Source organism: Erwinia phyllosphaerae (assembly GCF_019132875.1).
Taxonomy (GTDB): domain Bacteria; phylum Pseudomonadota; class Gammaproteobacteria; order Enterobacterales; family Enterobacteriaceae; genus Erwinia; species Erwinia phyllosphaerae.
This window is the reverse complement of sequence record NZ_JAHSPF010000007.1, coordinates 1-22,259: the sequence shown is the minus strand read 5'-3', so window position 1 is coordinate 22,259 and position 22,259 is coordinate 1. Positions and strand designations below refer to the sequence as shown.

Sequence of the window (22,259 nt, the reverse complement as noted above, 5' to 3'; positions counted from 1 at the left end):
GATGAAAATTTTAATGGTGCTGACCTCCCATGACCAGCTTGGCGACACCGGTAAAAAAACCGGCTTCTGGCTGGAAGAGTTCGCTGCGCCTTATTACGTTTTCCGCGATGCCGGCGCGAATGTCGTGCTGGCTTCGCCCGCAGGCGGACAGCCGCCACTCGATCCCGTCAGCGACGAGCCCGATGCGCAAACTGCCGATACCGAGCGCTTTCGCAAAGATATTGCCGCTCAGCAGGCGCTGGCCAATACGCAACAGCTGGCCGATATCGACAGCAGCACGTTTGATGCGGTGTTTTATCCTGGCGGACACGGCCCTTTATGGGATCTGGCCGAAAACCAGCACAGCATCGAACTGATTGAGAGTTTCTACGCCAACGGTAAGCCGGTGGGCGCCGTGTGCCACGCGCCGGGCGTGTTAAAGCAGGCTAAGAAGCCGGACGGTACGCCGCTGGTGGCTGGTAAACGAGTTACCGGTTTCAGCAACAGTGAAGAAGACGCCGTTGGCCTGACGAATGTGGTACCTTTCCTGGTCGAGGATGCGTTGAAAACGCTGGGCGCGGAGTATGAAAAAACCGATGACTGGGGCAGCTATGCCATCACCGACGGTCATCTGGTAACCGGCCAGAATCCCGCATCCTCCGCAGCCGCAGCCGAGGAGCTGCTGAAACTGCTTCATCAATAAACCAGGAGGGGAAATGAAACTCTTTAGCCAGGATTTTCACGACGGCGACAAACTGCCAGAGCGGCAGGTTTTTAACGGTATGGGCTACAGCGGCGATAATCTGTCCCCGCATCTGGCCTGGGATGATGTGCCGCCCGGCACTAAAAGCTTTGTGGTGACCTGTTTCGATCCCGATGCGCCAACCGGTTCCGGCTGGTGGCACTGGGGCGTGGCAAATCTGTCCGCCGATACGCGCGTGCTGCCGCAGGGCGCAGGTTCCGGCATCGCCGATCTGCCTTCGGGCGCAGTGCAAACCCGTACCGACTTTGGTAAGGCGGGCTATGGTGGCGCGGCACCGCCAAAAGGCGAAAGCCATCGCTATATCTTTACCGTTTACGCACTGGACGTAGAGAAACTGGATGTGGACGAGCAGGCCAGCGGCGCGATGCTGGGCTTTAACGTGCATTTTCACCAGCTGGCGAGCGCTTCCATCACCGCTATTTACAGCTGATTAAAACAGGCGGCAATTCTGCCGCCTGTCTCGGTTTAAATTTCCGCTATCGTCACCCACATCGGGCCTTGCCCAACCGCATAGCGAGCCAGCGGCTGCAGCAGTCCCCTTTCCGCAGTAATTTTATAGACTTCGATATGGTGCGACTTCTGTCCTGCCGCAATCAGATACTGACCGCTGGCGTCAATGTTAAAACCGCGCGGCTGCGTTTCCGTCGGCTGATGGCCTTCGACAGTCAGCAAACCACCGTCTTCACTGACGCTGAACACGGTCAGGACGCTGGCCGTACGATCGCAGCTGTAAAGGTAACGGCCATCCGGCGTTAAGCGAATGTCTGCCGCCCAGCGCGTGTCGCTGAAGCCTGCTGGCATCATATCCAGGCTCTGTACGCGTTCCACTTCGCCATGGGCGTTATTGAGCTGCCAGACGTCTACGGTGCTGTCCAGCTCGTTAACGCAGTAGGCGTATTGCTGATTGGGATGGAACACCATATGGCGCGGGCCAGCGCCTTCCACAGTATTAACCTGCGGCTGCGCGTGCGGCGTCAGCTGGCCATCCTCCTGCAGATCGAACAGGCAAATGCGATCCTGCTTCAGCGCCGGAACAAACAGCGTGTCGTTACGCAGATCGATATTGGCGGAATGGCAGCCGTCCAGGCCTTTAATCACCTGTAGCGGTTCGCCCGGCAGACCTTCTGCATCAAGTGGCGTTACGCTGACGCAGGCGTCGTTGTAAGAGCCGGTGAAAATAAAGCGGCCCTGGCGATCGGTGGAAATATGCGTCGGGCTGCCAGGCAGTGGTGCTTCTCCCGCTTTGGTCAGCTTGCCTTCGCTGTCGATGTGGAAAGCGATAACGCGGAAGTCGGGACGAATGCCGACATACAAAAAGGCTTTGTCTGGACTGACCACCATCGGCTGAACCTGACCTGGCAGATCGACAACCTGCAACAGCGTTAGCGCGCCCTGTTGCTCGAGCTGAAAGACGTGGATTTGCCCGCTTTCGGGGCTGGCGGTGTAAACGACCTGTTTCATGAATGCTCCTTTTTTCCTGGCGATCTGTTTTGCTTCAGCGTAGCGTGTTTTTCCCGGCTATGCTGGCGGATTTTTGCCAGGCAATTTTGTTAACCTCGTCACAAGGTGTAGACTCGAAAATTCGTGTTGATTATCGTTGGAACTGTTTATGAGTTATCGCGTTATTGCTTTGGACCTGGACGGCACGCTGCTTACGCCACGTAAAACGATTCTTCCCGCCTCGCTGGAAGCGCTGCAAAAAGCCCGACAGGCTGGCGTAAAAGTGATTATCGTCACCGGCCGCCATCACGTTGCCATCCATCCTTTTTATCAGGCGCTGGCGCTGGATACACCTGCAATCTGCTGTAATGGCACCTATTTGTATGATTATCAAGCAAAAAAGGTGTTGGCAGCCGATCCGCTGCCGCCCGAGCAGGCGCTGCGGGTAATTGAGATGCTGGATGAAGCCGCGATCCACGGCCTGCTGTATGTCGATAACGCCATGCTTTACCAGACCGAAACCGGCCACGTCACCCGCACTATTAACTGGGGATTGTCACTGCCGGAACATCAGCGCCCGGTGTTTACTAAAGTGCCAAGCCTGGCGAAAGCGGCGCAAGAAGCGCAATCCATCTGGAAGTTTGCCCTGTCTCATTCCGATACCCGCGCTTTACAGCAGTTCGCCGACGGCGTCGAAAAAGAGCTGGGCCTGGCCTGTGAATGGTCATGGCATGATCAGGTGGATATCGCCAAAGCGGGCAACAGCAAAGGCAAACGGCTGGCGGAATGGGTTGCATCTGAAGGTTTGCAGATGAGCAACGTGCTGGCTTTTGGCGATAACTATAACGACCTGAGCATGCTGGAAAATGTCGGGTTGGGCGTGGCGATGGGCAATGCCGACGACGCGATTAAGGCTCGTGCACACCGTGTTATCGGCACCAATCTTGAACCCGGCATCAGCGAAACGATTTACCGGGAGATTCTGTAGTCGGCTTTAGCCGCTATCAGCACGGTCAGAGTCAGCCTTAAAGCTATCAGCACGGCCTAAGTAGCAATCGCTACGCTTTTAATCTGGGCATAAAGCCACATGCCCGGTTTAATCATCAGCTCATCGCGGGCCCAGGGCGTTATGCGCGCCCACAGCTCGCTTTGCCCCACCAGCAGCTTTACCTCGACGTGGTTATCAATATCCAGCAGCTCGCTGACCTGCGCCGGAATGACGTTGCGAATGCTGCTGTTGAGCGGCGGCTGCAGGACCAGCGACACGTCGGCTGCCTGAAGGCGAATACGCAACGGCGTCTTCAGCGGCGCGTTAATCCGGTCAACCCAGATATGCTGGTCGCCCAGCGACAGCGCGGTCATCGCGTAATGCGGATGCTGCTCCAGAATCTGAACACGCAGCACGCTGCTCTGCTCGGCACGCGGTAGCCACGGACGCATGGTGCTGCTGGCCCAGACTTTCTCCAGCGTGCCCAGCGCTTTCACTTCACCCTTATCCAGCACCAGCACGTTATCGGCCAGCCGGACAATCTCTTCCAGGCTGTGGCTGACGTACAGGATGGGGATATCAATCTGCTTTGCCAGCTTTTGCAGATACGGCAGCAGCTCGCGCTTGCGCGGCAGATCCAGCGAGGCCAGCGGCTCGTCCATCAGCAAGATTTCCGGCGCGCTAAGCAAGGCGCGACCAATCGCCACCCGCTGTTTTTCACCGCCGGAAAGCGAGAAAGGAAAGCGATCCAGCAGTTGTTCAATGCCTAAAAGCGCGACCAGAGCGTCAAACTGTGAGCGCATGCTTTTCGCCATGCCATAGGTAAGATTGCCTTTTACACGATAGTGTGGGAACAGCCGCGCATCCTGAAAAACATAGCCGATGCGCCGCTTTTCGGGCGGCAGATTCAGACCCGACTCCGCATCAAACAGCAGACGGTCATTGAGCAGAATGCGACCTTCCTGCGGCGTGGTCAGGCCGCCGATAGCGTTAATCAGCGAGGTTTTTCCAGCCCCGGAAACGCCAAAGATAGCCGTGATCCCTTTTGCGGGCAGCTGCGCGTTGACCTGTAAGGTCGCCTCGCCCAGACGCTGGCTGAAATTGAGTTCTAGCATGCGCCCCCCAACCTTTTCCGGCCCCAGCGCGCCAGCCACTCCGATAGCCATAGCGAACAAAGCGCCAGCGCTATGGCAATCAGGCAGAGTCTGGCCGCCGCGTTTTCCGCGCCCGGCGTTTCAATCAGCGTGTACATGGCGGAAGGAATGGTGCGCGTTTCACCAGGGATATTGGAGACAAAGGTGATGGTCGCGCCAAATTCGCCCAGCGAGCGGGCAAAGGCCAGCACCGTACCGGCAATAATGCCGGGCAGCGTCAGCGGCAGAGTAATGGTAAAGAAAACCCGCCAGCGCCCTGCACCCAGCGTGCGGGCCGCCAGCTCCAGCCTGCTGTCGACGCTTTCCAGCGCAAGGCGAATCGCCCTGACCATCAGCGGAAAAGCGATGACCGCCGAGGCCAGCGCCGCACCGCGCCAGCTAAAGGCAAAGGTGAAGCCGAACCAGTCATACAGATACTGCCCGATAAAGCCGCGACGGCCAAAACCGATCAGCAGCAGGTAGCCGACGACCACCGGCGGCAGCACCAGCGGCAGGTGGATCAGGCTATCGAGCAGGGTTTTACCGGGAAAACGGCAGCGCACCAGAATCCAGGCCGTGAGGATACCGAACGGCAGGCTGAACAGCACCGCCACGCTGGAAACTTTCAGGCTCAGGATAACCGCCTGCCATTCGGGATCGCTTAATATCACAGAGGCGTAAATCCGTAGTGTTTAAACACGGCCGCAGCTTGCGGCCCTTTTAAGTAATTGTAGAACGCGGTCACGCTGGCGGAGTCATGGCCTTTCAGCATCGCCATCGGATATTCCACGGGTTTGTGGCTGTCAGCCGGGAAAACGCCAACCTTCGTTACTTTCTGGCTGGCCATCGCATCGGAGCCATAAACGATACCGTAAGGCGTTTCGTTACGCTCCACCAGCGCCAGCGCGGCACGAACGCTGTTGCCGCGCGCCAGCACCGGCTCGACCGTCTCCCAGGCACCCAGCTTCTGCAACGCCTCTTTGGCATAGATACCGGCCGGAACGTGGTCCGGATCGCCTACCGAAAGACGCTGGCCCTTCAGCAGGCTTTTCCAGTCGGTAGTTTTAGAAATATCAACCTGCTGCGCCTTAGCTTCTTTTGGCGCGATCAGCACCAGATCGTTGCCCAACAGCGTATAGCGGCTGGCTTCATCAATGGTTTTTTTCTGGGCGGCGTAGTCCATCCACTGCTGATCGGCAGAGATAAACAGATCGGCAGGCGCGCCCTGCTCAATTTGCCGGGCCAGCGTAGAAGAAGAAGCGAATGAAGAGACGATCTTCACCTCTTTACCTTGCTGATAAGTGCTGGCGATATCCTGTAGCGCATTGGTCAGGCTGGCCGCAGCAAAAACGGTGATGTTTTCTGCCGCTACCGCGTGGCCTGCAAGGCCGGCCGTCACGACGGCACCGATAAATAACTGGCGTAATTTCACAGACATAATCTTCCCCGAGGTATCGTTATAAAGCAGTCACTATAACGTTTTACCAGGCAGTGTCATGATCTTTATCGGCAAAAAAAGGCAGAAGTTGAGACGGCTCGCAAAAAAATACGCCCGGCGAAAACCGGGCGTACGGGAAGGGGTTTTAGCGACGATCTTTCGCTGGCTGGTCTTTGCGGTGACCAAGAGTAGAAATGACGTTAAACACTTCGCCCAGGCCGTAGATCAGCCCAAGGATAATCGCCATCACCACGGGTACCATGAGGATTGCTTCCCCAAGTCCAATCAGTAATTCCAGCATGGCGTTCTTCCTTATTGAATAAAAGAAACTATTGTATCCATGGAACAAAAAAGTGCACTGACCTTTTGTGCGTTTTCGCGGTTTTTACGTTACGGGCGCACAAGCGTGTACAATTTGGCTATCCCTTTTTTGCAGGAGCATTTATGCAGGCTGAACTTTCCTTAATTTTAAAGCTGCAACAGCGGCTGTTTGCCGATCCCCGTCGTATTGAGCTACTTAAGCAAATTGGCCTGACCGGGTCGATTAGCCAGGGCGCGAAAATGGCGGGCATCAGCTATAAAAGCGCCTGGGATGCGATTAACGAAATGAATCAGCTGGCCGACAGAACGCTGGTAGAGCGCGCAACGGGCGGCAAAGGCGGTGGCGGTGCACAGGTAACCGCCTATGGTGAGAGGCTGATCCAGCTTTATGCCCTGATGGAACAGATTCAGCAAAAGGCGTTTGACGTGTTGCAGGATGACGTGCCGCTGGGCAGTTTATTAGGCGCCATCGCCCGCTTTTCGCTGCAAACCAGCGCCCGTAATCAGCTGTTCGGAACGATTGTCCAGCGCGATGCTCAGACCGTGCAGCAGCACGTCGAGGTACTGCTGGCAGATGGCGCAACGCGTATCAAAGCAGCGTTAACGGAACAGAGCGCTAACCGTCTGGAACTGACCACCGGCAAGGAAGTGTTGGTGTTGATCAAAGCTCCCTGGATAGACGTCACTCAGGCTGCCTCCGCTGCGGATAACCAGCTCAGCGGTACGCTCAGCGAACTGGTAAAAGGCGAAACCCACAGCGAAGCGCTGGTTACTCTGCCCGGCGGTGAGGTACTTTGCGCCACGCTACCCAACCAGCGCGCAGAGGAACAAAAACTCCAGCCCGGCATCGCCGTGACAGCACATTTTAATGCCGATCGGGTAATTATCGCCACGCTGCTCTGAAAGCGTCAGTCATGTTTGACAGGGCCGCCGCTGGCGATTAATAGTGACAGGTACAATGCATAAAATGGAATAAACAATGTCTACGTTGCAAATTTCGCAAGGCACGTTTCATCTTAGCGCGGCCCGTACGCTGTTACTGAACGAGCTGACCATCCAGGCAGGCGCCAGTTGGGCATTCGTTGGCGCAAACGGCAGCGGCAAATCTTCTCTGGCGCGCGCGCTGGCTGGCGAGCTAACCGCCGCTAAGGGAACGCTGGTCAACCAGTTCGTCCGCCCCGCCCGTCTTTCCCTGGAGCAGCTGCAAAAGCTGGTCTCGGAAGAATGGCAGCGCAACAATACGGATATGCTGAGCCCTGATGAAGAAGATACGGGACGTACCACGGCTGAGATCGTTCAGGATGAGATCCACGACGCGGCCCGCTGCCAGCGTCTGGCCGAGCTTTTCGGCATTACGGCTTTGCTGGATCGCCGCTTTAAATATCTGTCGACAGGTGAGACGCGTAAAGCCCTGTTGTGCCAGGCACTGATGGCTGAACCCGATTTGCTGGTGCTTGACGAGCCTTTTGACGGGCTGGATGTGGCTTCGCGCGCCAACCTGGCTCAGGTGCTGGCGCAGCTGCACCAGCAGGGCTACACAGTAGTGCTGGTGCTGAATCGCTTTGACGATATTCCCGATTTTGTTGAGCAGGTTGGCGTGCTGGCGGAATGCGAGCTAACGCACGTTGGGCCTCGGGAAGCGATTCTTGCCGAAGCGCTGGTTGCACAGCTGGCGCACAGCGAAAACTTACAGGGGATGACGCTGCCGGAAGCGGACGACGCTTCGGCAAAGCATACCCTGCCTGCCGGAGCGCCGCTGATTGTACTGCGTGACGGCGTCGTCTCCTATAACGATCGGGCCATTCTTAACCATCTTGACTGGACGGTAAATCCTGGCGAGCACTGGCAAATTGTTGGCCCAAACGGCGCGGGGAAATCAACGCTGCTTAGCCTGGTGACGGGCGATCACCCTCAGGGCTACAGCAACGATCTAACGCTGTTTGGCCGCCGTCGCGGCAGCGGCGAGACCATCTGGGATATCAAGCAGCACATTGGCTACGTCAGCAGCAGCCTGCATCTGGATTACCGCGTCAGCAGCAGCGTGCGCAACGTCATCCTTTCCGGCTATTTTGATTCTATCGGCATCTACCAGGCCGTTTCCGATCGCCAGCAGAGCCTGGCCCGCCAGTGGCTGCAGGTATTAGGGATGAGCGCGGTAGCGGATGCGCCTTTTCACAGCCTTTCCTGGGGACAGCAGCGGCTGGTGCTGATTGCCCGCGCGCTGGTTAAGCATCCTGCCCTGCTGATTCTGGATGAACCCTTACAGGGTCTGGATTCCATTAACCGTCAGCTGGTGCGCCGCTTTGTTGATGTGCTGATTGGCGAAGGCGCAACGCAGCTGCTGTTTGTTTCGCATCATGCTGAAGACGCGCCGCAGTGTATTACCCATCGCCTGACCTTCGTCCCGGAAGGCGAGAATTATCGCTATCAGCTGGACGCCCTGTAACTTATCACGCCCGCCAGCGATAAAAGGTGCCGGTTTTCCGGCACTTTTGCCTTTTTCAAAAGTAAGAAATGATATTTATAGCAAAAAAATCAGGGTGACCCTCGACATTATAACCAGTCTAATAATATTAGCTTTCGCGGCTATATTCAGAACCTAAAGTCAAAGAACAGGCTGAAAATTTATTAATTTATATACGCACGCCCCCTAAACTATAGTGAAAGTACGCCAGTTATAGATAAAGTCAACTTTTGTCTGATGCAGATCATACTTGATTTATTTCCGGGCGCTCTCCACTGGAATTTTAACAGATCCTGTTAGATGCTATATGCGCAGGCTCAAAGGACAGCGTGTATTTAAAAAAGGATATAAAATTATGGCATGGACTTATAACGTAACGAGTAAGAACTTCTATCTTAACGGCAAATTAAAATTTCAAGCCAGATATGCGGGAGCACCAGGCTATAAAAACAACCCTGATTATGAATGTTTGAGAAACAGAGGCCCGCTGCCCAGAGGGAGATACAGGATAGTTGGTGTTCCTTTCACGCATCGAAAAGCAGGGCCATTTACGCTAAGATTAAAGCCGTATCCGGATAATAGCATGTGTGGCCGGGATGGTTTTTTGATTCATGGCGAGAGTAGAAAGAATCCCGGTACGGCTTCAAATGGCTGTATCATTCTCGACAGGGATTTTCGTAATCTTATATGGAACAGTCTGGACAAGGAATTAATAGTAATATGAAATATGTCATTTTTTTTTTATATTATTAAGCATCAACTGCTCTGCCAAACAGGTTAAGGATAATAACTGTAAATCCCCCCTGTCCAGCACAGGTATTGCGCTAATGGATGATATGTTCAACAATATGGGAGTAGATCCAAACAGCATTGATAAAGAAAAAATCCGCACCGAATTATTATATAATGAACCCGTAAGCGAAGCGCTGGCCAGACATTATGCGCTGGAAAGATATCGAGCCAATCCGGATAAATGGCTTTCAGTTAAAGATTACATGAATATTTATAGCGAAAGCCACCCGGAAAATTTAATCATAAAGTTTTCGATCCGGAATAAAACAGGTCAGGAAAACATATTTTTAGTTTCCGCTATAGCTAATGATTACGAGTGCGGCGTGAGATATAACGGATATATTATCGTGAAGCGCGAGTTTTAATTTTTTTATCCCTCAGGTTTAACCGGAGGGATTTTTTATTCCGTTACCTCGCCGATTGAGGCACCAGCGTGCCTCTTATACGTTCCGGTCTCCTTTTGGAGCACAATCTTGCTCGCAGGTGGCCAGGGCTTGCTGGTACAAAGTTTGCTCCATCAATGGGCAAACGCTACCAGCACAGACCGATTATTCTGAAAATCCCTTTTCCTTTCATATTTCAACAGCGTAAATAACCTGCTGATATCAGGTGTAACCGCTACCACAAGAAGGCGATAAAGGCCGGGCCGCTATGGATTTTCCAGCCATAAAGCCTGACTTTAAGGAATTTTCATCTTGTGTAAACGATTCCATTTATTCACACTCGATCACGCTTTATTGCGCTGCGCTGTGCTATTTTTCTTACAGGCTTGCCCTTACCCGGTTTTATCAGGACTTAACATGCAAAAATTCAATCCGGTCGATCACCCTCATCGCCGTTACAACCCGCTTTCTGACCAGTGGATTCTGGTTTCTCCGCATCGCGCCAAACGCCCATGGCAGGGCGCGCAGGAAACGCCTTCCCACGAGAAGCTGCCCGCGCACGATCCGGACTGTTTCCTGTGTGCGGGCAATACACGCATCACCGGCGATAAAAATCCGGACTACAGCAGCACCTATGTGTTTACCAACGACTTCGCCGCGCTGATGACCGATACGCCGGACGCGCCGGAAAGCGACGATCTGTTGATGCGCTGTGAAAGTGCGCGCGGCACCAGCCGCGTCATCTGCTTCTCGCCGGACCACAGCAAAACGCTGCCGGAGCTTTCCGTCACCGCGCTGGAAGATGTTGTGCGTACCTGGCAGGAACAGACCGCAGACCTGGGCCAGCACTATCCCTGGGTGCAGGTTTTTGAGAACAAAGGCGCAGCGATGGGCTGCTCTAATCCGCATCCGCATGGTCAGGTCTGGGCTAACAGTTTTCTGCCTAACGAAGCTAAGCGCGAGGACGATTTACAGCGTGCCTATTTTGCAAAACACCAGTCGCCGATGCTGGTGGATTACACGCGTCGCGAGCTGAACGACGGTAGCCGTACCGTGGTTGAGACCGAACACTGGCTGGCCGTGGTGCCGTGGTGGGCGGCCTGGCCGTTTGAAACGCTGCTGCTGCCAAAAGCGCACGTTAAACGCCTGACGGACTTAACGGACGAGCAGCGCAGCGATCTGGCCGTGGCGCTGAAGAAGTTAACCAGCCGCTATGACAACCTGTTCCAGTGCTCTTTCCCCTATTCGATGGGCTGGCACGGCGCACCTTTTAACGACGATGCCAACGATCACTGGCAGCTGCACGCCCATTTTTATCCGCCACTGCTGCGTTCCGCGACGGTACGCAAATTTATGGTCGGTTACGAAATGCTGGCCGAAACCCAACGTGATTTAACAGCGGAGCAGGCTGCCGAGCGTCTGCGTGCCGTTAGCGATATTCATTTCCGCGAGACCGGAGCATAACCATGACTTTAAAAGCCCTGACCCAACAGATTTTCAGTGAAAAATTTGGCTATGCCGCCCCGCAGATGATTCAGGCCCCGGGCCGCGTTAACCTGATCGGCGAGCATACCGATTATAACGATGGCTTTGTACTGCCCTGCGCTATCGACTATCAGACCGTGATCGCCTGCGCAAAGCGCGACGACCGCAAAGTGCGCGTCATCGCCGCCGATTATGAAAATCAGGAAGACATTTTCTCGCTGGATGAAGAGATTGTTCCGCATGACACGCAGATGTGGTCAAACTACGTGCGCGGCGTGGTAAAACACCTGCAAAAGCGCAACGGCGACTTTGGCGGCGTAGATATGGTAATTGCAGGCGACGTGCCGCAGGGCGCGGGTCTGAGCTCTTCCGCTTCGCTGGAAGTGGCGGTCGGTACCGTGTTCCGCCATCTGTACGATCTGCCGCTGGACGGCGCGCAAATTGCCGTTAACGGCCAGGAAGCGGAAAACCAGTTTGTCGGCTGTAACTGCGGCATCATGGACCAGCTGATTTCAGCGCTGGGTGAGAAAGATCACGCTATGCTGCTTGACTGCCGTACGCTGGGGACGCGTCCGGTGCCGATGCCGGAAGATATCGCCGTGGTGATTATCAACTCTAACTTCCGTCGTAACCTGGTAGGCAGTGAATACAATACCCGTCGTCAGCAGTGTGAAGCGGGCGCAAAATTCTTTGGTAAAACCTCGTTGCGCGACGTTGAGCTGGCGCAGTTTGCTGCGATGGAGCACGAGCTGGAGCCGCTGGTAGCCAAACGCGTGCGTCACGTCCTGACGGAAAATGCCCGCACGCTGGAAGCCGCCGACGCGCTGGCGAAAGGCGACCTGGCGCGCATGGCGGTGCTGATGGCGGAGTCGCACGCCTCTATGCGCGACGACTTCGAAATTACCGTGAAGCCAATCGACACCCTGGTCGACATCGTGAAAACCACCCTTGGCGAGCGCGGCGGCGTGCGCATGACCGGCGGCGGCTTTGGCGGCTGCGTGGTAGCGCTGATGCCGCTGGACCTGGTCGATAGCGTGAAGGCGGCGGTTGCACAGCAGTATGAAGCGCAGTCCGGCATCAAAGAAACCTTTTACGTTTGCAAAGCTTCTGAGGGTGCAAGCCAATGCTGACCGACAAAGCCCACGCGCCTGACGGCCAGCCGTGGCGTATCACCACGCTGCGCAACGCGGGCGGAATGGTCGTCACTTTTATGGACTGGGGCGCAACCTGGCTTTCCGCTCGCGTTCCGATGAAGGATGGCAGCGTGCGCGAGGCGCTGCTGGGCTGCGCCACGCCTTCTGACTATCTTAATCAGACCGCTTACCTTGGCGCGACGGTAGGACGCTATGCCAACCGCATCGCCAGTGCGACTATCAGTCACCAGGGCAAAAGCTGGCAGCTGGTGGCCAATCAGGGCAGCCACCAGCTTCACGGCGGCCCAGACGGGTTTAACAGTCGTCGCTGGCAGATCGTGCGCCAGGCCTGCCAGGAGGTGGAGTATCAACTTCATTCGCCCGATGGCGACCAGGGCTATCCGGGTAACCTGACCGTGACGCTGCTCTACCGTCTGGAAGATGACAACACGCTCTCTATTCATTATCACGCAACGGTGGATAAAGCCTGTCCGGTCAACCTGACCAATCACGCCTATTTCAACCTGGATGCGGAGCATGCCGACGCGCGCCATCATCGACTGCGTTTGCATGCCGACTACTATTTGCCGGTCGACAGTGAAGGCATCCCCAACAGCGAGCTTACCGACGTAACCGATACGGGATTCGATTTCAGAGAAGCGAAAAGCGTGGCGCGCGACTTCCTGCTGGATAGCGATCAGCGGGCGGTTAAAGGCTACGATCACGCCTTCTTGCTGAACAGCACCGACAGGGATGCTCCCAACGCCGAGCTGTGGTCGGCCGACGGCAGGTTAAAGCTTAGCGTCTTTACCACCGCACCCGCGCTACAGCTCTATTCAGGTAATTATCTGGAAGGCACACCGGCTCGGGAACAGGGCGTCTATACTGCCTTTCAGGGTATAGCGCTGGAAAGCGAGTTTCTGCCCGACTCGCCTAATCATGCCGAATGGCCGCAGCCCGACTGCTGGCTACAGCCAGGTGAATCGTATCAGTCCGTGACGCGCTACCGCCTAACGGCAGTTTGATTAAACGCATGAAAAACGTGCATCGCGTAGGCCGCGGGCTTACCTGCGATGAAGATTTCCGCTATGGTAATGGCCAGTTAGAATTGCGTCGGCAATTTTCGCTTTATCATTATCTTAGAAACGTCAGATTATTAAGGAGTTAAGCTATGGCTGTAACTAAGCTGGTTCTGGTACGTCACGGCGAAAGCCAGTGGAACAACGAAAACCGCTTTACCGGATGGTACGATGTTGATCTTTCCGATAAAGGGCGTACCGAAGCGAAAGCAGCGGGTCAGCTGCTGAAAAAAGAGGGTTTCACCTTCGATTTCGCTTATACCTCCGTGCTGAAACGTGCCATCCACACGCTGTGGAACATTCTTGACGAAGTGGATCAGGTCTGGCTGCCGGTTGAAAAATCCTGGCGTCTGAACGAGCGTCACTACGGCGCGCTGCAGGGTCTGGATAAAGCGGAAACCGCGCAGAAATATGGCGACGAGCAGGTTAAGCAGTGGCGTCGCGGCTTTGCGGTAACGCCGCCGGAGCTGGATCGCGCCGATGAGCGTTTCCCTGGCCACGACCCGCGTTATGCTTCCCTGACCGCCGAGCAGCTGCCAACGACCGAAAGCCTGGCGCTGACCATCGACCGCGTGCTGCCATACTGGAATGAGTCCATCCTGCCGCGCATGAAGAAAGGCGAGAAAGTGATCATCGCTGCTCACGGCAACTCGCTGCGCGCGCTGGTGAAATATCTGGATAATATGAGCGAAGAAGAGATTCTTGAGCTGAACATCCCAACTGGCGTGCCGCTGGTGTATGAGTTTGACGAAAACTTCAAGCCAATCAAACACTACTATCTGGGTGATGCCGACGAAATCGCTGCTAAAGCGGCGGCCGTGGCAAACCAGGGTAAAGCGAAGTAATAAAGCTGTTGTGCCGGTGAAAAGGCCGTACAGGCTTTTTGACCCGAAAAGAAAATCCGCCGAAAGGCGGATTTTTTTCAGGTCAAGCAGGTGCTAGCCGCGACGCGCTTTCACCGCATCGGCCAGCTGGCGCAGCACGGTTTCCGTATCTTCCCAGCCGATACAGGCGTCGGTCACGCTTTTGCCGTAAACCAGCGGTTCGCCGCTTTCCAGACTCTGGTTACCTTCCACCAGATGGCTTTCAATCATTACGCCGATAATCGCCTTGTCACCGCCAGCAATCTGCTGCGCCACGTCATCCGCCACCGTTAGCTGCTTTTTAAACTGCTTGCTGCTGTTGGCATGGCTGAAGTCGATCATGATTTGCGGCTCCAGCCCTGCTTTCTGCAGGCCCTCTTTCACCGCTTTAACGTGCTCAGCACTGTAGTTAGGCTCTTTGCCGCCGCGCAGAATAATATGGCAGTCGCCATTGCCGCTGGTTTCTACGATGGCGGAATGACCATACTTGGTTACCGACAGGAAGCAGTGTGGCGCGCTGGCCGCGTTAATCGCGTCGATAGCCACTTTAATCGTGCCGTCCGTACCGTTTTTGAATCCCACCGGGCACGAAAGGCCGGAAGAAAGCTCGCGGTGCACCTGCGATTCCGTGGTACGTGCGCCGATTGCGCCCCAGCTCATCAGATCGGCCACATACTGTGGCGTAATCATATCCAGAAACTCACCCGCCGCCGGCAGGCCAGTATCGTTAATATCAAGCAGCAGCTTGCGCGCGATACGCAGACCATCGTTGATCTGATAGCTGTTGTCCATATGCGGATCGTTAATCAGCCCTTTCCAGCCCACGGTGGTACGCGGTTTTTCAAAATAAACGCGCATCACCACTTCCAGCGAGTCGCTCAGCTCTTCGCGCAGCTTCAGCAGGCGGGCGGCATAGTCGGTTGCGGCAGTGGTATCGTGAATGGAGCATGGCCCAATCACCACCAGCAGGCGATCGTCCGTTTTTTGCAGGATGTTATGGATCGCCTGACGGGCAACGGCAACAGTCTTTGCCGCCGTTTCCGTGGCAGGGAATTTTTCAAGTAACGCAACAGGCGGTAAAAGTTCTTTTATTTCTTTAATTCTTAAGTCATCGTTCTGATAATTCATAATATTTCCAGATATTTACTAAGCCGTACTGCACACCAGGCGCATCGCAACCAATCTATCGCGTGCGGGTAAGGCTGTAAATCAACTTTGCGCAAATTATTATCAGCGCGAGTTGCTGTTTTGACACTTTTTACTACACTTTTAATGCTTAACATTTATAAAAAACGTATAGAGATCGCCCGCTTTACGATGGCAATCCATGCGAAAGGAGAGTTTCTCTCCACCCTTTTTATGCAAACCGCTTTTTAAGCAGGGTTTGGTTCGCCAATATGCCAAAAATTAATGGAGTAAGATGATGAAAAAGTTTGCAATTGTAATCCTGACAGCAGCAATGTCTTTGGGTAGCGCTGCGGCTATCGCCGGTAACGGCACGTCAAACCAGGCCGCCGATGCTGGCGCGGTTGCGGGTGGTGCCAAACAAAACCTGGCCCCTAACCACGTTGATAACAGCCAGATCAACAATACCGGTGATGCAACGACGCCAACCAAACATAAGACCACGAAGCATCACGCCAAGAAAAAAATGACGGCAAATGAAATCGATAAAAACACCCAGTGTAAAGATGGCAAATGCCCGAATATCAATGAAAAAGTTGGCCCAGGCGCAGACACCAAAACTGACGGCACTACGCAGTAAGCAAGTGCGCTGAATTCTGAGGAGAGCTACGGCTCTCCTTTTTTATTGGTTTGCCTTCCCTGCTGGCAAACAGTCTGAAAAAGAGAAAAGCCTGCACTAAAAAGCTCGCCGGAGAATAGCCGCGGGCGCATAATTTATTGATATGATTAAGCTGGTTTATTAGAAAAATGGATATTTATGGCGCACTCGCATTCTCATAGCGGCGGAAACCGCAACCGTCTGTTGGCGGCTTTTTTAGTAACCGTCGTTTTTATGGTGGCCGAAGTTATTGGCGGCATCGTTTCCGGCTCGCTGGCGCTGCTGGCGGATGCTGGCCACATGCTCACCGATGCGGCGGCGCTGCTGATGGCCTTATTGGCCGTTCAGTTTGCCAGCCGCAAACCTAATGCCCGCCACTCTTTTGGCTTGTTAAGGCTTACCACGCTCGCCGCTTTCGTCAACGCGCTGGCTCTGATGGTGATTACGGCGCTGATTGTCTGGGAAGCGGTACGCCGCTTTATGCAGCCAGAGCCGGTAGCGAGCGGCTATATGCTGGGTATCGCCGTAGCGGGGTTACTGGCTAACCTGCTGTCGTTCTGGCTACTGCATCACGGGAGTGAAGAAAAAAATATTAACGTGCGCGCCGCTGCGCTGCACGTCATGGGTGATTTGCTGGGTTCCGTCGGCGCGATTGCCGCCGCGCTGATCATTATGTTTACCGGCTGGACACCTGTCGATCCACTGCTGTCGATTTTGGTCGCGGTATTAGTGCTGCGCAGCGCGTGGGTATTGATGAAAGAGAGCTTCCACGAGCTTCTGGAAGGTACGCCGCCGCAAATGGACGTAGAAAAGCTTAAAAGAAAGCTGACGCAGGGCATTGCCGAGGTGCGTAACGTGCATCACGTGCATTTATGGCTGGTCGGAGAAAAACCCGTTATTACGCTGCATGTCCAGGTGATCCCGCCTTACGATCACGATGCGCTGCTGCACCGCATCCATGACTATCTGCATGAACATTACCAGATTGAACATGCCACGGTGCAGATGGAGTATCAGAGTTGTGAAGACGGCGACTGCGAGCTTGCCTGGGGAAAAAGCGGGCATGAACATGACCCCGCTCATGCCCACCATCATCATTAACTTGCCATGGCGCCCGCCCGACGGGCGCTTTTTATCCACAACCACGAGCCGTTCAGCGCAATCAGCGTCAGGATGGCATATTCCAGCGACATCGCGTAGACGCCCTGGCGGGCAAATATCATTACGCTAATCACATCAATCACCACCCACAGCAGCCAGTTTTCTACGTATTTACGCGTCATCAGAATCATTGCCACGACGGAAAGCACCAGCATAGATGAATCCCAGAACGGAAACGCGTCCGGCTGTAGCTGCGGCATGGTTACCGCCAGTCCCATTCCCTGCATCAGCTTTACGGCGATCTCCGTTAGCCATGCAAATACCGGGTTGATATAGCGCGTCATTAGCGCAATCGCCACAACGCTTACTACCAGCCAGACCAGCGTTTTGCGCAGGCCCAGCCAGCGGATTTGCAGCGCCTGCTGATTCTCCGTGGTCTGGCGGGTCCATGCATACCAGCCGTAAACATTGGCGGCAAAGAAAAACAGCTGGAGCAACAGGCTGGCGTAAAGCTGGATCTGAAAAAATATCACGGCAAACAGCGTGACGTTAATCAGGCCAAAAGCATAGTTAATGTTTTTTTCCCGGCTGGCGAGCCAGATGCAAAGCAGACCGGCCAGCGTGCCGATCGCTTCTATCCACGAAAGATCGTAGCCGCCCGTGCCCAGAGGAATATGAACCAGAATATTTTGCGTGCTGAAAAAATCCATGTTGGCACCTTGTTCCTGAAATCAGAGGTTATAGCGTTGCAGCAAAGGTTAGCATACGATTCAACGGCAGCAACGCGGCTTCACGCAGCGCCGCATCAACATGAATTTCATGTTCGCTGCCGCCATACTCCAGGCCTTGCGCAATAGCCTGTAAGCCATTCATCGCCATCCACGGACAGTGCGCGCAGGTGCGACAGGTTGCCCCCTCGCCCGCCGTTGGCGCTTCCAGCAGCTCTTTATCCGGACAGGCCTGCTGCATTTTATAAAAAATGCCGCGATCGGTGGCGACAATCATCTGCTGTTGCGGCAACGTTCTGGCCGCCTTAATCAGCTGGCTGGTTGAGCCGACCGCGTCCGCCAGATCGACAATGGCCTGCGGCGATTCCGGATGAACCAGAACCGCGGCGTCCGGATAGAGCGCCTTCATCCGCATAAGGGCCTGGGTTTTGAACTCGTCATGCACAATGCAGGCACCTTGCCAACACAGGATATCTGCCCCTGTCTGGCGCGTAACATAGCGGCCAAGATGCTTGTCAGGTGCCCAGATAATTTTTTCGCCCAGGCTATCCAGGTGTTCAATCAGCTCAACGGCAATACTGGAGGTAACAACCCAGTCGGCTCGCGCTTTCACCGCCGCAGAAGTGTTAGCGTAAACCACCACGGTACGGTCAGGATGCGCATCGCAAAAACGGGTAAATTCATCAATCGGACAGCCCAGATCCAGCGAACATTCCGCCTGAAGCGTCGGCATCAGAATGGTTTTTTCAGGGCTAAGGATTTTGGCCGTTTCCCCCATAAAACGAACGCCGGCGACCAGTAGCGTAGAAGCCTGATGCTGACTGCCGAAACGCGCCATTTCCAGCGAGTCCGCCACGCAGCCGCCGGTTTCTTCCGCCAGCGCCTGGATTTCCGGGTCGGTATAGTAGTGCGCCACCATTACGGCATCGCGCTCTTTCAGCAGCCGTTTGATTTTATCGCGGTAAAACTGCTTTTCATCGGGCGTCAGACGGGCGGGCTTGGGGGGAAAAGGATAGATAGCGGTTTCGGGATCGAACATCAGGCTCATCACGCGGCTCTCGTTTTATCAACTTAACCAGAGTGGCGGTTATAACGTTCTGCTCGCGTTATTCCGCCCGGTTTGTTTTGTATGCTAAACAAGATAGCCGAATCTTTCGCCGCTGTCGCTGACTTTTTTACTGCATTAACTTAGCTGAAAGTTATCGGTCGTTTCTATTTTTAATAAAAAAGCTTTGGCCTGTAGACCGCCAGCAAAGCCGGTCAGCTTGCCGTTAGCGCCAATAACCCGATGGCACGGGGCAATAATAGAGATAGGGTTTTTGCCGTTAGCCGCACCGACCGCACGGACAGCGGCAGGATTGCCGATGGCGCGAGCAATTTCCCCGTAGCTGCGGGTTTCGCCAAAAGGAATAGCCACCAGCGCCGCCCAAACCTTTTTCTGGAATTCCGTGCCCACAAAATCCAGCGCAACGGTAAACTGCCTGCGCTGCCCGGCAAAATATTCCGTCAGCTGGCGTTCGGTTTCCAGCAGGACAGGATGTGAGCCTTCTGCCAGCAAGGCCGGAAGCCGATAGCGTTTTGGATCCTCGTTTTCCCACAGGATAGCGGCAAGGCCTTTGTCGCTGGCGATCAGTTTTAATATGCCCACCGGCGACGGCATGAGTTTAAAAAAATAGTTCATCTTTCGGCTCCCTTTCCTGTGGATTGAGGCGTTTATTATCCGCGATATCTTTGCGCACGCCAGCCGTTTTCGGTCACCGGAGTGAAATAGTAACCTGTCCGAAAATGGCTGGCACGTGGGTGGAAAGCCGCTTAATCTGCCTGAAAGAGAGCTGGCGGGAAGAGATAATGATTGATGCACAGGTTGCGTATAGCGCGCTTACTTCACGCGACGGTCGTTTTGACGGCGTTTTCTACGTAGGCGTGATTTCAACGGGGATTTACTGTCGTCCGGTTTGCCCGGTGAAAGCGCCGCTGGCAAAAAACTGTTTATTTTTTGACAGCGCCGCCGCTGCTGAAAAAGCGCATTTTCGTCCTTGCCTGCGCTGTCGCCCCGAGCTGGCACCGGGAAATGCCCCCGTAGACAGCAGCCGCCGTATTGCGGATAGCCTGCTTGAATATATCGCTGATGGGGTGCTGGAAGAGAATGCCAGTCTGGAAACGCTTGCTGCTCGCTTTTCTCTTAGTCTGCGGCAGTTGCGGCGTATTGTGCATAAAGAGCTTGGCGTTTCGCCGCTGGAGCTGAAACAGACCCGTCGGCTACTGCTGGCGAAGCAGCTCCTTACCGAAACCACGTTATCTGTTATCGACATTGCGCTTGCCAGCGGTTTTAACAGCCTGCGGCGGTTTAACGACGAGTTTAACAAGCGTTACCGGATGCCGCCCAGCCGCCTGCGCAAGCAGGACCTTGTTTCGGGCAGGCGGGAAACTTCTACGCTGCAATTACACTACAGGCCGCCTTTCGACTGGGAAGCCCTGCTGAATTTTCTACGCCAGCGAACGTTAAAAGGCGTGGAGGCGGTGGACAGTGTTAGCTATGCGCGTACGGTTCGTCTTGGCGAGCACACAGGCTGGATCCGCGTGACCAAATCAGAAGATTCATTGCAGGTTGAGTTTACCCACTCGTTAACGCCGGTTTTGTCGGCCTTGATCAGGCGGTTACGAAATCTGTTCGATCTTGATGCGCATCCGGCGGCGATTGCCGATCGACTGGGCCAGCATCCTTTGCTGGGCCCGAGCCTGCAAAAAAATCCAGGATTACGCGTGCCTGGGGCGTTCGACATTTTCGAAATGTCGGTACGGGCAGTATTAGGGCAGCAGGTTACGGTCAAAGCCGCCACGACCCTTAGCGGGCGTTTTGCTGGCGCTTTTGGTGAAGCTTTCGCTACGCCTTTTCCTGAACTCACGCATTTATCACCAGAAGCTTCTGCGGTGGCGCTAAGCACGCCTGAGGAGATAGCCGGTCTGGGCATCGTCCGCGCACGCGCCAGCACGCTGCTGACGCTGGCAGATGCCAGTACGCGAGGAGAGCTGGTTGGCTCTGCCGCCCAGCCAGAAGAGATGATAGCCCGGTTGACGGCGTTGCCCGGGATTGGTGACTGGACAGCGCACTATATTGCGTTGCGAGCCTTGCGCTGGCCAGATGCGTTTCCGGCAGCAGATATTGTGATAAGGAAAAACCTGGGCGGAGTGACGGCCAGGGAAGCGGAGCAGATGGCAGAAGCATGGCGCCCGTGGCGAAGCTACGCGGTGATGCATATCTGGCAAAACCTGACGCCTGTGAAGCTGGCGAAGCGTTAAAGCGGTGGTTTAATCGGATTAGCGTCTGCTGCTGGACAGGCAATTGTGTTGCGGTAAAAAGCAGTGAGATCGGTACCAGTAATTGAGTCCGTGCAAGTGCTACGGTGAGACTAAGCCGACACAGAAAGCTTATGGTATGACAAGCGGCAACTGAGACTGAAAAGGTGCTGTAGCAGCATAAAGAAAGAGAGGGGGCGAACCCTGACGAATAACGAATAGCAAAAAGGCGCCTTTAGGGCGCCTTTCTACACTGGTGGGTCGTGCAGGATGACTCGGCTAAAGCCTCGCCCTTCGGGTCGTTGCTTTCAGCAACGCTGTCTCCCTCTGGTCGACTCGACCTGCTGCAGGTTCGAACCCTGACGAATGACGCATAGCAAAAAGGCGCCTTTAGGGCGCCTTTCTACATTGGTGGGTCGTGCAGGATTCGAACCTGCGACCAATTGATTAAAAGTCAACTGCTCTACCAACTGAGCTAACGACCCGAAGTGGTGGGTGATGACGGGCTCGAACCGCCGACCCCCTCCGTGTAAAGGAGATGCTCTACCAACTGAGCTAATCACCCACTTCGGTACTTCCTGAGCGAAAGAACGCTGTCTTTGCGCTTTACACCGCTTACCACTTTTAAAGTGGTAGGTCGTGCAGGATAACTCGGTGTCCCTCGGCCTTCCGGCCCGTTGCGGTGCAACGTTGTTTCACTCTGTTCAATCCGAACCTGCTGCAGGTTCAAATCCTTCACGCTTAACACTGATTGCCACTTTTAAAGTGGTGGGTCGTGCAGGATTCGAACCTGCGACCAATTGATTAAAAGTCAACTGCTCTACCAACTGAGCTAACGACCCGCATCTGGCGGTTACTGCTGGTTACTGCTTTATTAATGGTGGGTCGTGCAGGATAACTCGGTGTCCCTCGGCCTTTCGGCCCGTTGCGGTGCAACGTTGTTTCACCTTGTTCAACGCGAACCTGCTGCAGGTTCAAATCCTTCACGCTTTACACCGGTTACCACTTTTAAAGTGGTGGGTCGTGCAGGATTCGAACCTGCGACCAATTGATTAAAAGTCAACTGCTCTACCAACTGAGCTAACGACC

Annotated in this window: 23 protein-coding genes, 3 tRNA genes and 3 other RNA genes; 14 read left to right on the top strand and 15 right to left on the bottom strand. The window is 54.7% G+C overall.

Features of this window, described 5'->3' with window-relative positions:
* The first annotated feature begins 1 nt into the window (after position 1).
* Together KUE00_RS13355 and KUE00_RS13350 are read left to right on the top strand one after the other, a co-directional pair.
* The gene (locus KUE00_RS13355) at positions 2–682 is read left to right on the top strand and encodes a type 1 glutamine amidotransferase domain-containing protein (protein ID WP_246760386.1); all 681 of its coding nucleotides are present in this window, start codon (positions 2–4) and stop codon (positions 680–682) included.
* Positions 683–695: 13 nt separating this feature from the next.
* The gene (locus KUE00_RS13350; protein ID WP_246760385.1) at positions 696–1,172 is read left to right on the top strand and encodes a kinase inhibitor; all 477 of its coding nucleotides are present in this window, start codon (positions 696–698) and stop codon (positions 1,170–1,172) included.
* 35 nt (positions 1,173–1,207) lie between these two features.
* On the opposite strand, the gene pgl is transcribed toward KUE00_RS13350, so the two are convergent.
* The gene (gene pgl / locus KUE00_RS13345; protein ID WP_246760384.1) at positions 1,208–2,203 is read right to left on the bottom strand and encodes a 6-phosphogluconolactonase; all 996 of its coding nucleotides are present in this window, start codon (positions 2,201–2,203) and stop codon (positions 1,208–1,210) included.
* Between the two features lie 148 nt (positions 2,204–2,351).
* Here pgl and KUE00_RS13340 point away from each other — a divergent pair, with 148 nt between their 5' ends.
* Positions 2,352–3,170 carry a pyridoxal phosphatase gene (locus KUE00_RS13340; protein WP_246760383.1) on the top strand — a complete coding sequence of 273 codons (819 nt, stop codon included), beginning with the start codon at positions 2,352–2,354 and terminating at the stop codon, positions 3,168–3,170.
* Between the two features lie 56 nt (positions 3,171–3,226).
* Here KUE00_RS13340 and modC read toward each other — a convergent pair whose 3' ends face one another.
* The 4 genes from modC to KUE00_RS13320 all read right to left on the bottom strand — a co-directional run bounded on the left by modC (position 3,227) and on the right by KUE00_RS13320 (position 6,042).
* Positions 3,227–4,285 carry a molybdenum ABC transporter ATP-binding protein ModC gene (gene modC, locus KUE00_RS13335; protein ID WP_246760592.1) on the bottom strand — a complete coding sequence of 353 codons (1,059 nt, stop codon included), beginning with the start codon at positions 4,283–4,285 and terminating at the stop codon, positions 3,227–3,229.
* Positions 4,279–4,974, bottom strand: coding sequence for a molybdate ABC transporter permease subunit (modB, locus tag KUE00_RS13330; RefSeq protein ID WP_246760382.1), 696 nt, complete (start codon positions 4,972–4,974; stop codon positions 4,279–4,281). The genes modC and modB overlap by 7 nt, the downstream gene beginning before the upstream one ends.
* A complete protein-coding gene (gene modA / locus KUE00_RS13325) occupies positions 4,971–5,741 on the bottom strand; it encodes a molybdate ABC transporter substrate-binding protein (protein WP_246760381.1) in 771 nt (256 codons plus the stop codon). Before modA ends, modB begins: the two co-directional genes overlap by 4 nt.
* 145 nt (positions 5,742–5,886) lie before the next feature.
* Positions 5,887–6,042 carry an AcrZ family multidrug efflux pump-associated protein gene (locus tag KUE00_RS13320; protein ID WP_246760380.1) on the bottom strand — a complete coding sequence of 52 codons (156 nt, stop codon included), beginning with the start codon at positions 6,040–6,042 and terminating at the stop codon, positions 5,887–5,889.
* A gap of 143 nt (positions 6,043–6,185) precedes the next feature.
* On the opposite strand from KUE00_RS13320, the gene modE reads away from it, so the two are divergent.
* The 8 genes from modE to gpmA all read left to right on the top strand — a co-directional run bounded on the left by modE (position 6,186) and on the right by gpmA (position 14,243).
* Positions 6,186–6,965: a molybdenum-dependent transcriptional regulator gene (gene modE / locus KUE00_RS13315; RefSeq protein ID WP_246760379.1), complete on the top strand. Its 780-nt coding sequence runs from the start codon at positions 6,186–6,188 to the stop codon at positions 6,963–6,965.
* Positions 6,966–7,041: 76 nt separating this feature from the next.
* Positions 7,042–8,508 (top strand): molybdate ABC transporter ATP-binding protein ModF, encoded by a 1,467-nt coding sequence (gene modF / locus KUE00_RS13310; RefSeq protein WP_246760378.1) that lies wholly within the window; start codon positions 7,042–7,044, stop codon positions 8,506–8,508.
* Between the two features lie 325 nt (positions 8,509–8,833).
* Positions 8,834–9,250: a tlde1 domain-containing protein gene (locus KUE00_RS13305; RefSeq protein WP_343215886.1), complete on the top strand. Its 417-nt coding sequence runs from the start codon at positions 8,834–8,836 to the stop codon at positions 9,248–9,250.
* 103 nt (positions 9,251–9,353) lie between these two features.
* Positions 9,354–9,683: a hypothetical protein gene (locus tag KUE00_RS13300; protein WP_246760376.1), complete on the top strand. Its 330-nt coding sequence runs from the start codon at positions 9,354–9,356 to the stop codon at positions 9,681–9,683.
* A gap of 435 nt (positions 9,684–10,118) precedes the next feature.
* Positions 10,119–11,165 carry a galactose-1-phosphate uridylyltransferase gene (gene galT / locus KUE00_RS13295; RefSeq protein ID WP_246760375.1) on the top strand — a complete coding sequence of 349 codons (1,047 nt, stop codon included), beginning with the start codon at positions 10,119–10,121 and terminating at the stop codon, positions 11,163–11,165.
* 2 nt (positions 11,166–11,167) lie between these two features.
* Positions 11,168–12,316, top strand: a complete 1,149-nt coding sequence (gene galK / locus KUE00_RS13290; protein ID WP_246760374.1) for a galactokinase — start codon at positions 11,168–11,170, stop codon at positions 12,314–12,316.
* Positions 12,310–13,344 (top strand): galactose-1-epimerase, encoded by a 1,035-nt coding sequence (gene galM / locus KUE00_RS13285; protein WP_246760373.1) that lies wholly within the window; start codon positions 12,310–12,312, stop codon positions 13,342–13,344. The genes galK and galM overlap by 7 nt, the downstream gene beginning before the upstream one ends.
* A gap of 146 nt (positions 13,345–13,490) precedes the next feature.
* A complete protein-coding gene (gene gpmA, locus KUE00_RS13280) occupies positions 13,491–14,243 on the top strand; it encodes a 2,3-diphosphoglycerate-dependent phosphoglycerate mutase (protein WP_246760372.1) in 753 nt (250 codons plus the stop codon).
* 93 nt (positions 14,244–14,336) lie between these two features.
* Here the strand turns inward: gpmA and aroG are convergent, their stop codons facing one another.
* The gene (aroG, locus tag KUE00_RS13275) at positions 14,337–15,389 is read right to left on the bottom strand and encodes a 3-deoxy-7-phosphoheptulonate synthase AroG (protein WP_246760371.1); all 1,053 of its coding nucleotides are present in this window, start codon (positions 15,387–15,389) and stop codon (positions 14,337–14,339) included.
* Between the two features lie 292 nt (positions 15,390–15,681).
* Between aroG and KUE00_RS13270 the strand changes: the two genes are divergently transcribed.
* Together KUE00_RS13270 and zitB are read left to right on the top strand one after the other, a co-directional pair.
* Complete coding sequence (locus KUE00_RS13270) at positions 15,682–16,026, top strand: YbgS-like family protein (RefSeq protein WP_246760370.1); 345 nt, start codon at positions 15,682–15,684, stop codon at positions 16,024–16,026.
* Between the two features lie 177 nt (positions 16,027–16,203).
* Positions 16,204–17,145: a CDF family zinc transporter ZitB gene (gene zitB, locus KUE00_RS13265; RefSeq protein ID WP_246760369.1), complete on the top strand. Its 942-nt coding sequence runs from the start codon at positions 16,204–16,206 to the stop codon at positions 17,143–17,145.
* Here the strand turns inward: zitB and pnuC are convergent.
* From pnuC to KUE00_RS13250, 3 genes are all read right to left on the bottom strand, one after another.
* Positions 17,142–17,855: a nicotinamide riboside transporter PnuC gene (gene pnuC, locus KUE00_RS13260; protein WP_246760368.1), complete on the bottom strand. Its 714-nt coding sequence runs from the start codon at positions 17,853–17,855 to the stop codon at positions 17,142–17,144. The two genes, zitB and pnuC, sit on opposite strands and share 4 nt — an antisense overlap.
* A gap of 28 nt (positions 17,856–17,883) precedes the next feature.
* Positions 17,884–18,924: a quinolinate synthase NadA gene (nadA, locus tag KUE00_RS13255; RefSeq protein WP_246760367.1), complete on the bottom strand. Its 1,041-nt coding sequence runs from the start codon at positions 18,922–18,924 to the stop codon at positions 17,884–17,886.
* A gap of 132 nt (positions 18,925–19,056) precedes the next feature.
* Positions 19,057–19,554: a methylated-DNA--[protein]-cysteine S-methyltransferase gene (locus KUE00_RS13250; protein ID WP_246760366.1), complete on the bottom strand. Its 498-nt coding sequence runs from the start codon at positions 19,552–19,554 to the stop codon at positions 19,057–19,059.
* Positions 19,555–19,721: 167 nt separating this feature from the next.
* Here KUE00_RS13250 and KUE00_RS13245 point away from each other — a divergent pair, with 167 nt between their 5' ends.
* Positions 19,722–21,173 (top strand): AlkA N-terminal domain-containing protein, encoded by a 1,452-nt coding sequence (locus KUE00_RS13245; protein ID WP_246760591.1) that lies wholly within the window; start codon positions 19,722–19,724, stop codon positions 21,171–21,173.
* A 251-nt stretch (positions 21,174–21,424) separates the two neighbouring features.
* On the opposite strand, the gene KUE00_RS13240 is transcribed toward KUE00_RS13245, so the two are convergent.
* The 6 genes from KUE00_RS13240 to KUE00_RS13215 all read right to left on the bottom strand — a co-directional run bounded on the left by KUE00_RS13240 (position 21,425) and on the right by KUE00_RS13215 (position 22,171).
* Positions 21,425–21,548: non-coding RNA, RtT sRNA (locus KUE00_RS13240), on the bottom strand.
* A 31-nt stretch (positions 21,549–21,579) separates the two neighbouring features.
* A tRNA-Lys gene (locus tag KUE00_RS13235) sits at positions 21,580–21,655 on the bottom strand.
* Positions 21,656–21,659: 4 nt separating this feature from the next.
* Positions 21,660–21,735 (bottom strand) — tRNA-Val (locus KUE00_RS13230).
* A 65-nt stretch (positions 21,736–21,800) separates the two neighbouring features.
* Positions 21,801–21,923, bottom strand: a non-coding RNA gene (locus tag KUE00_RS13225) — RtT sRNA.
* Between the two features lie 13 nt (positions 21,924–21,936).
* Positions 21,937–22,012 (bottom strand) — tRNA-Lys (locus KUE00_RS13220).
* A gap of 36 nt (positions 22,013–22,048) precedes the next feature.
* Positions 22,049–22,171: non-coding RNA, RtT sRNA (locus KUE00_RS13215), on the bottom strand.
* Positions 22,172–22,259: the final 88 nt, after the last annotated feature.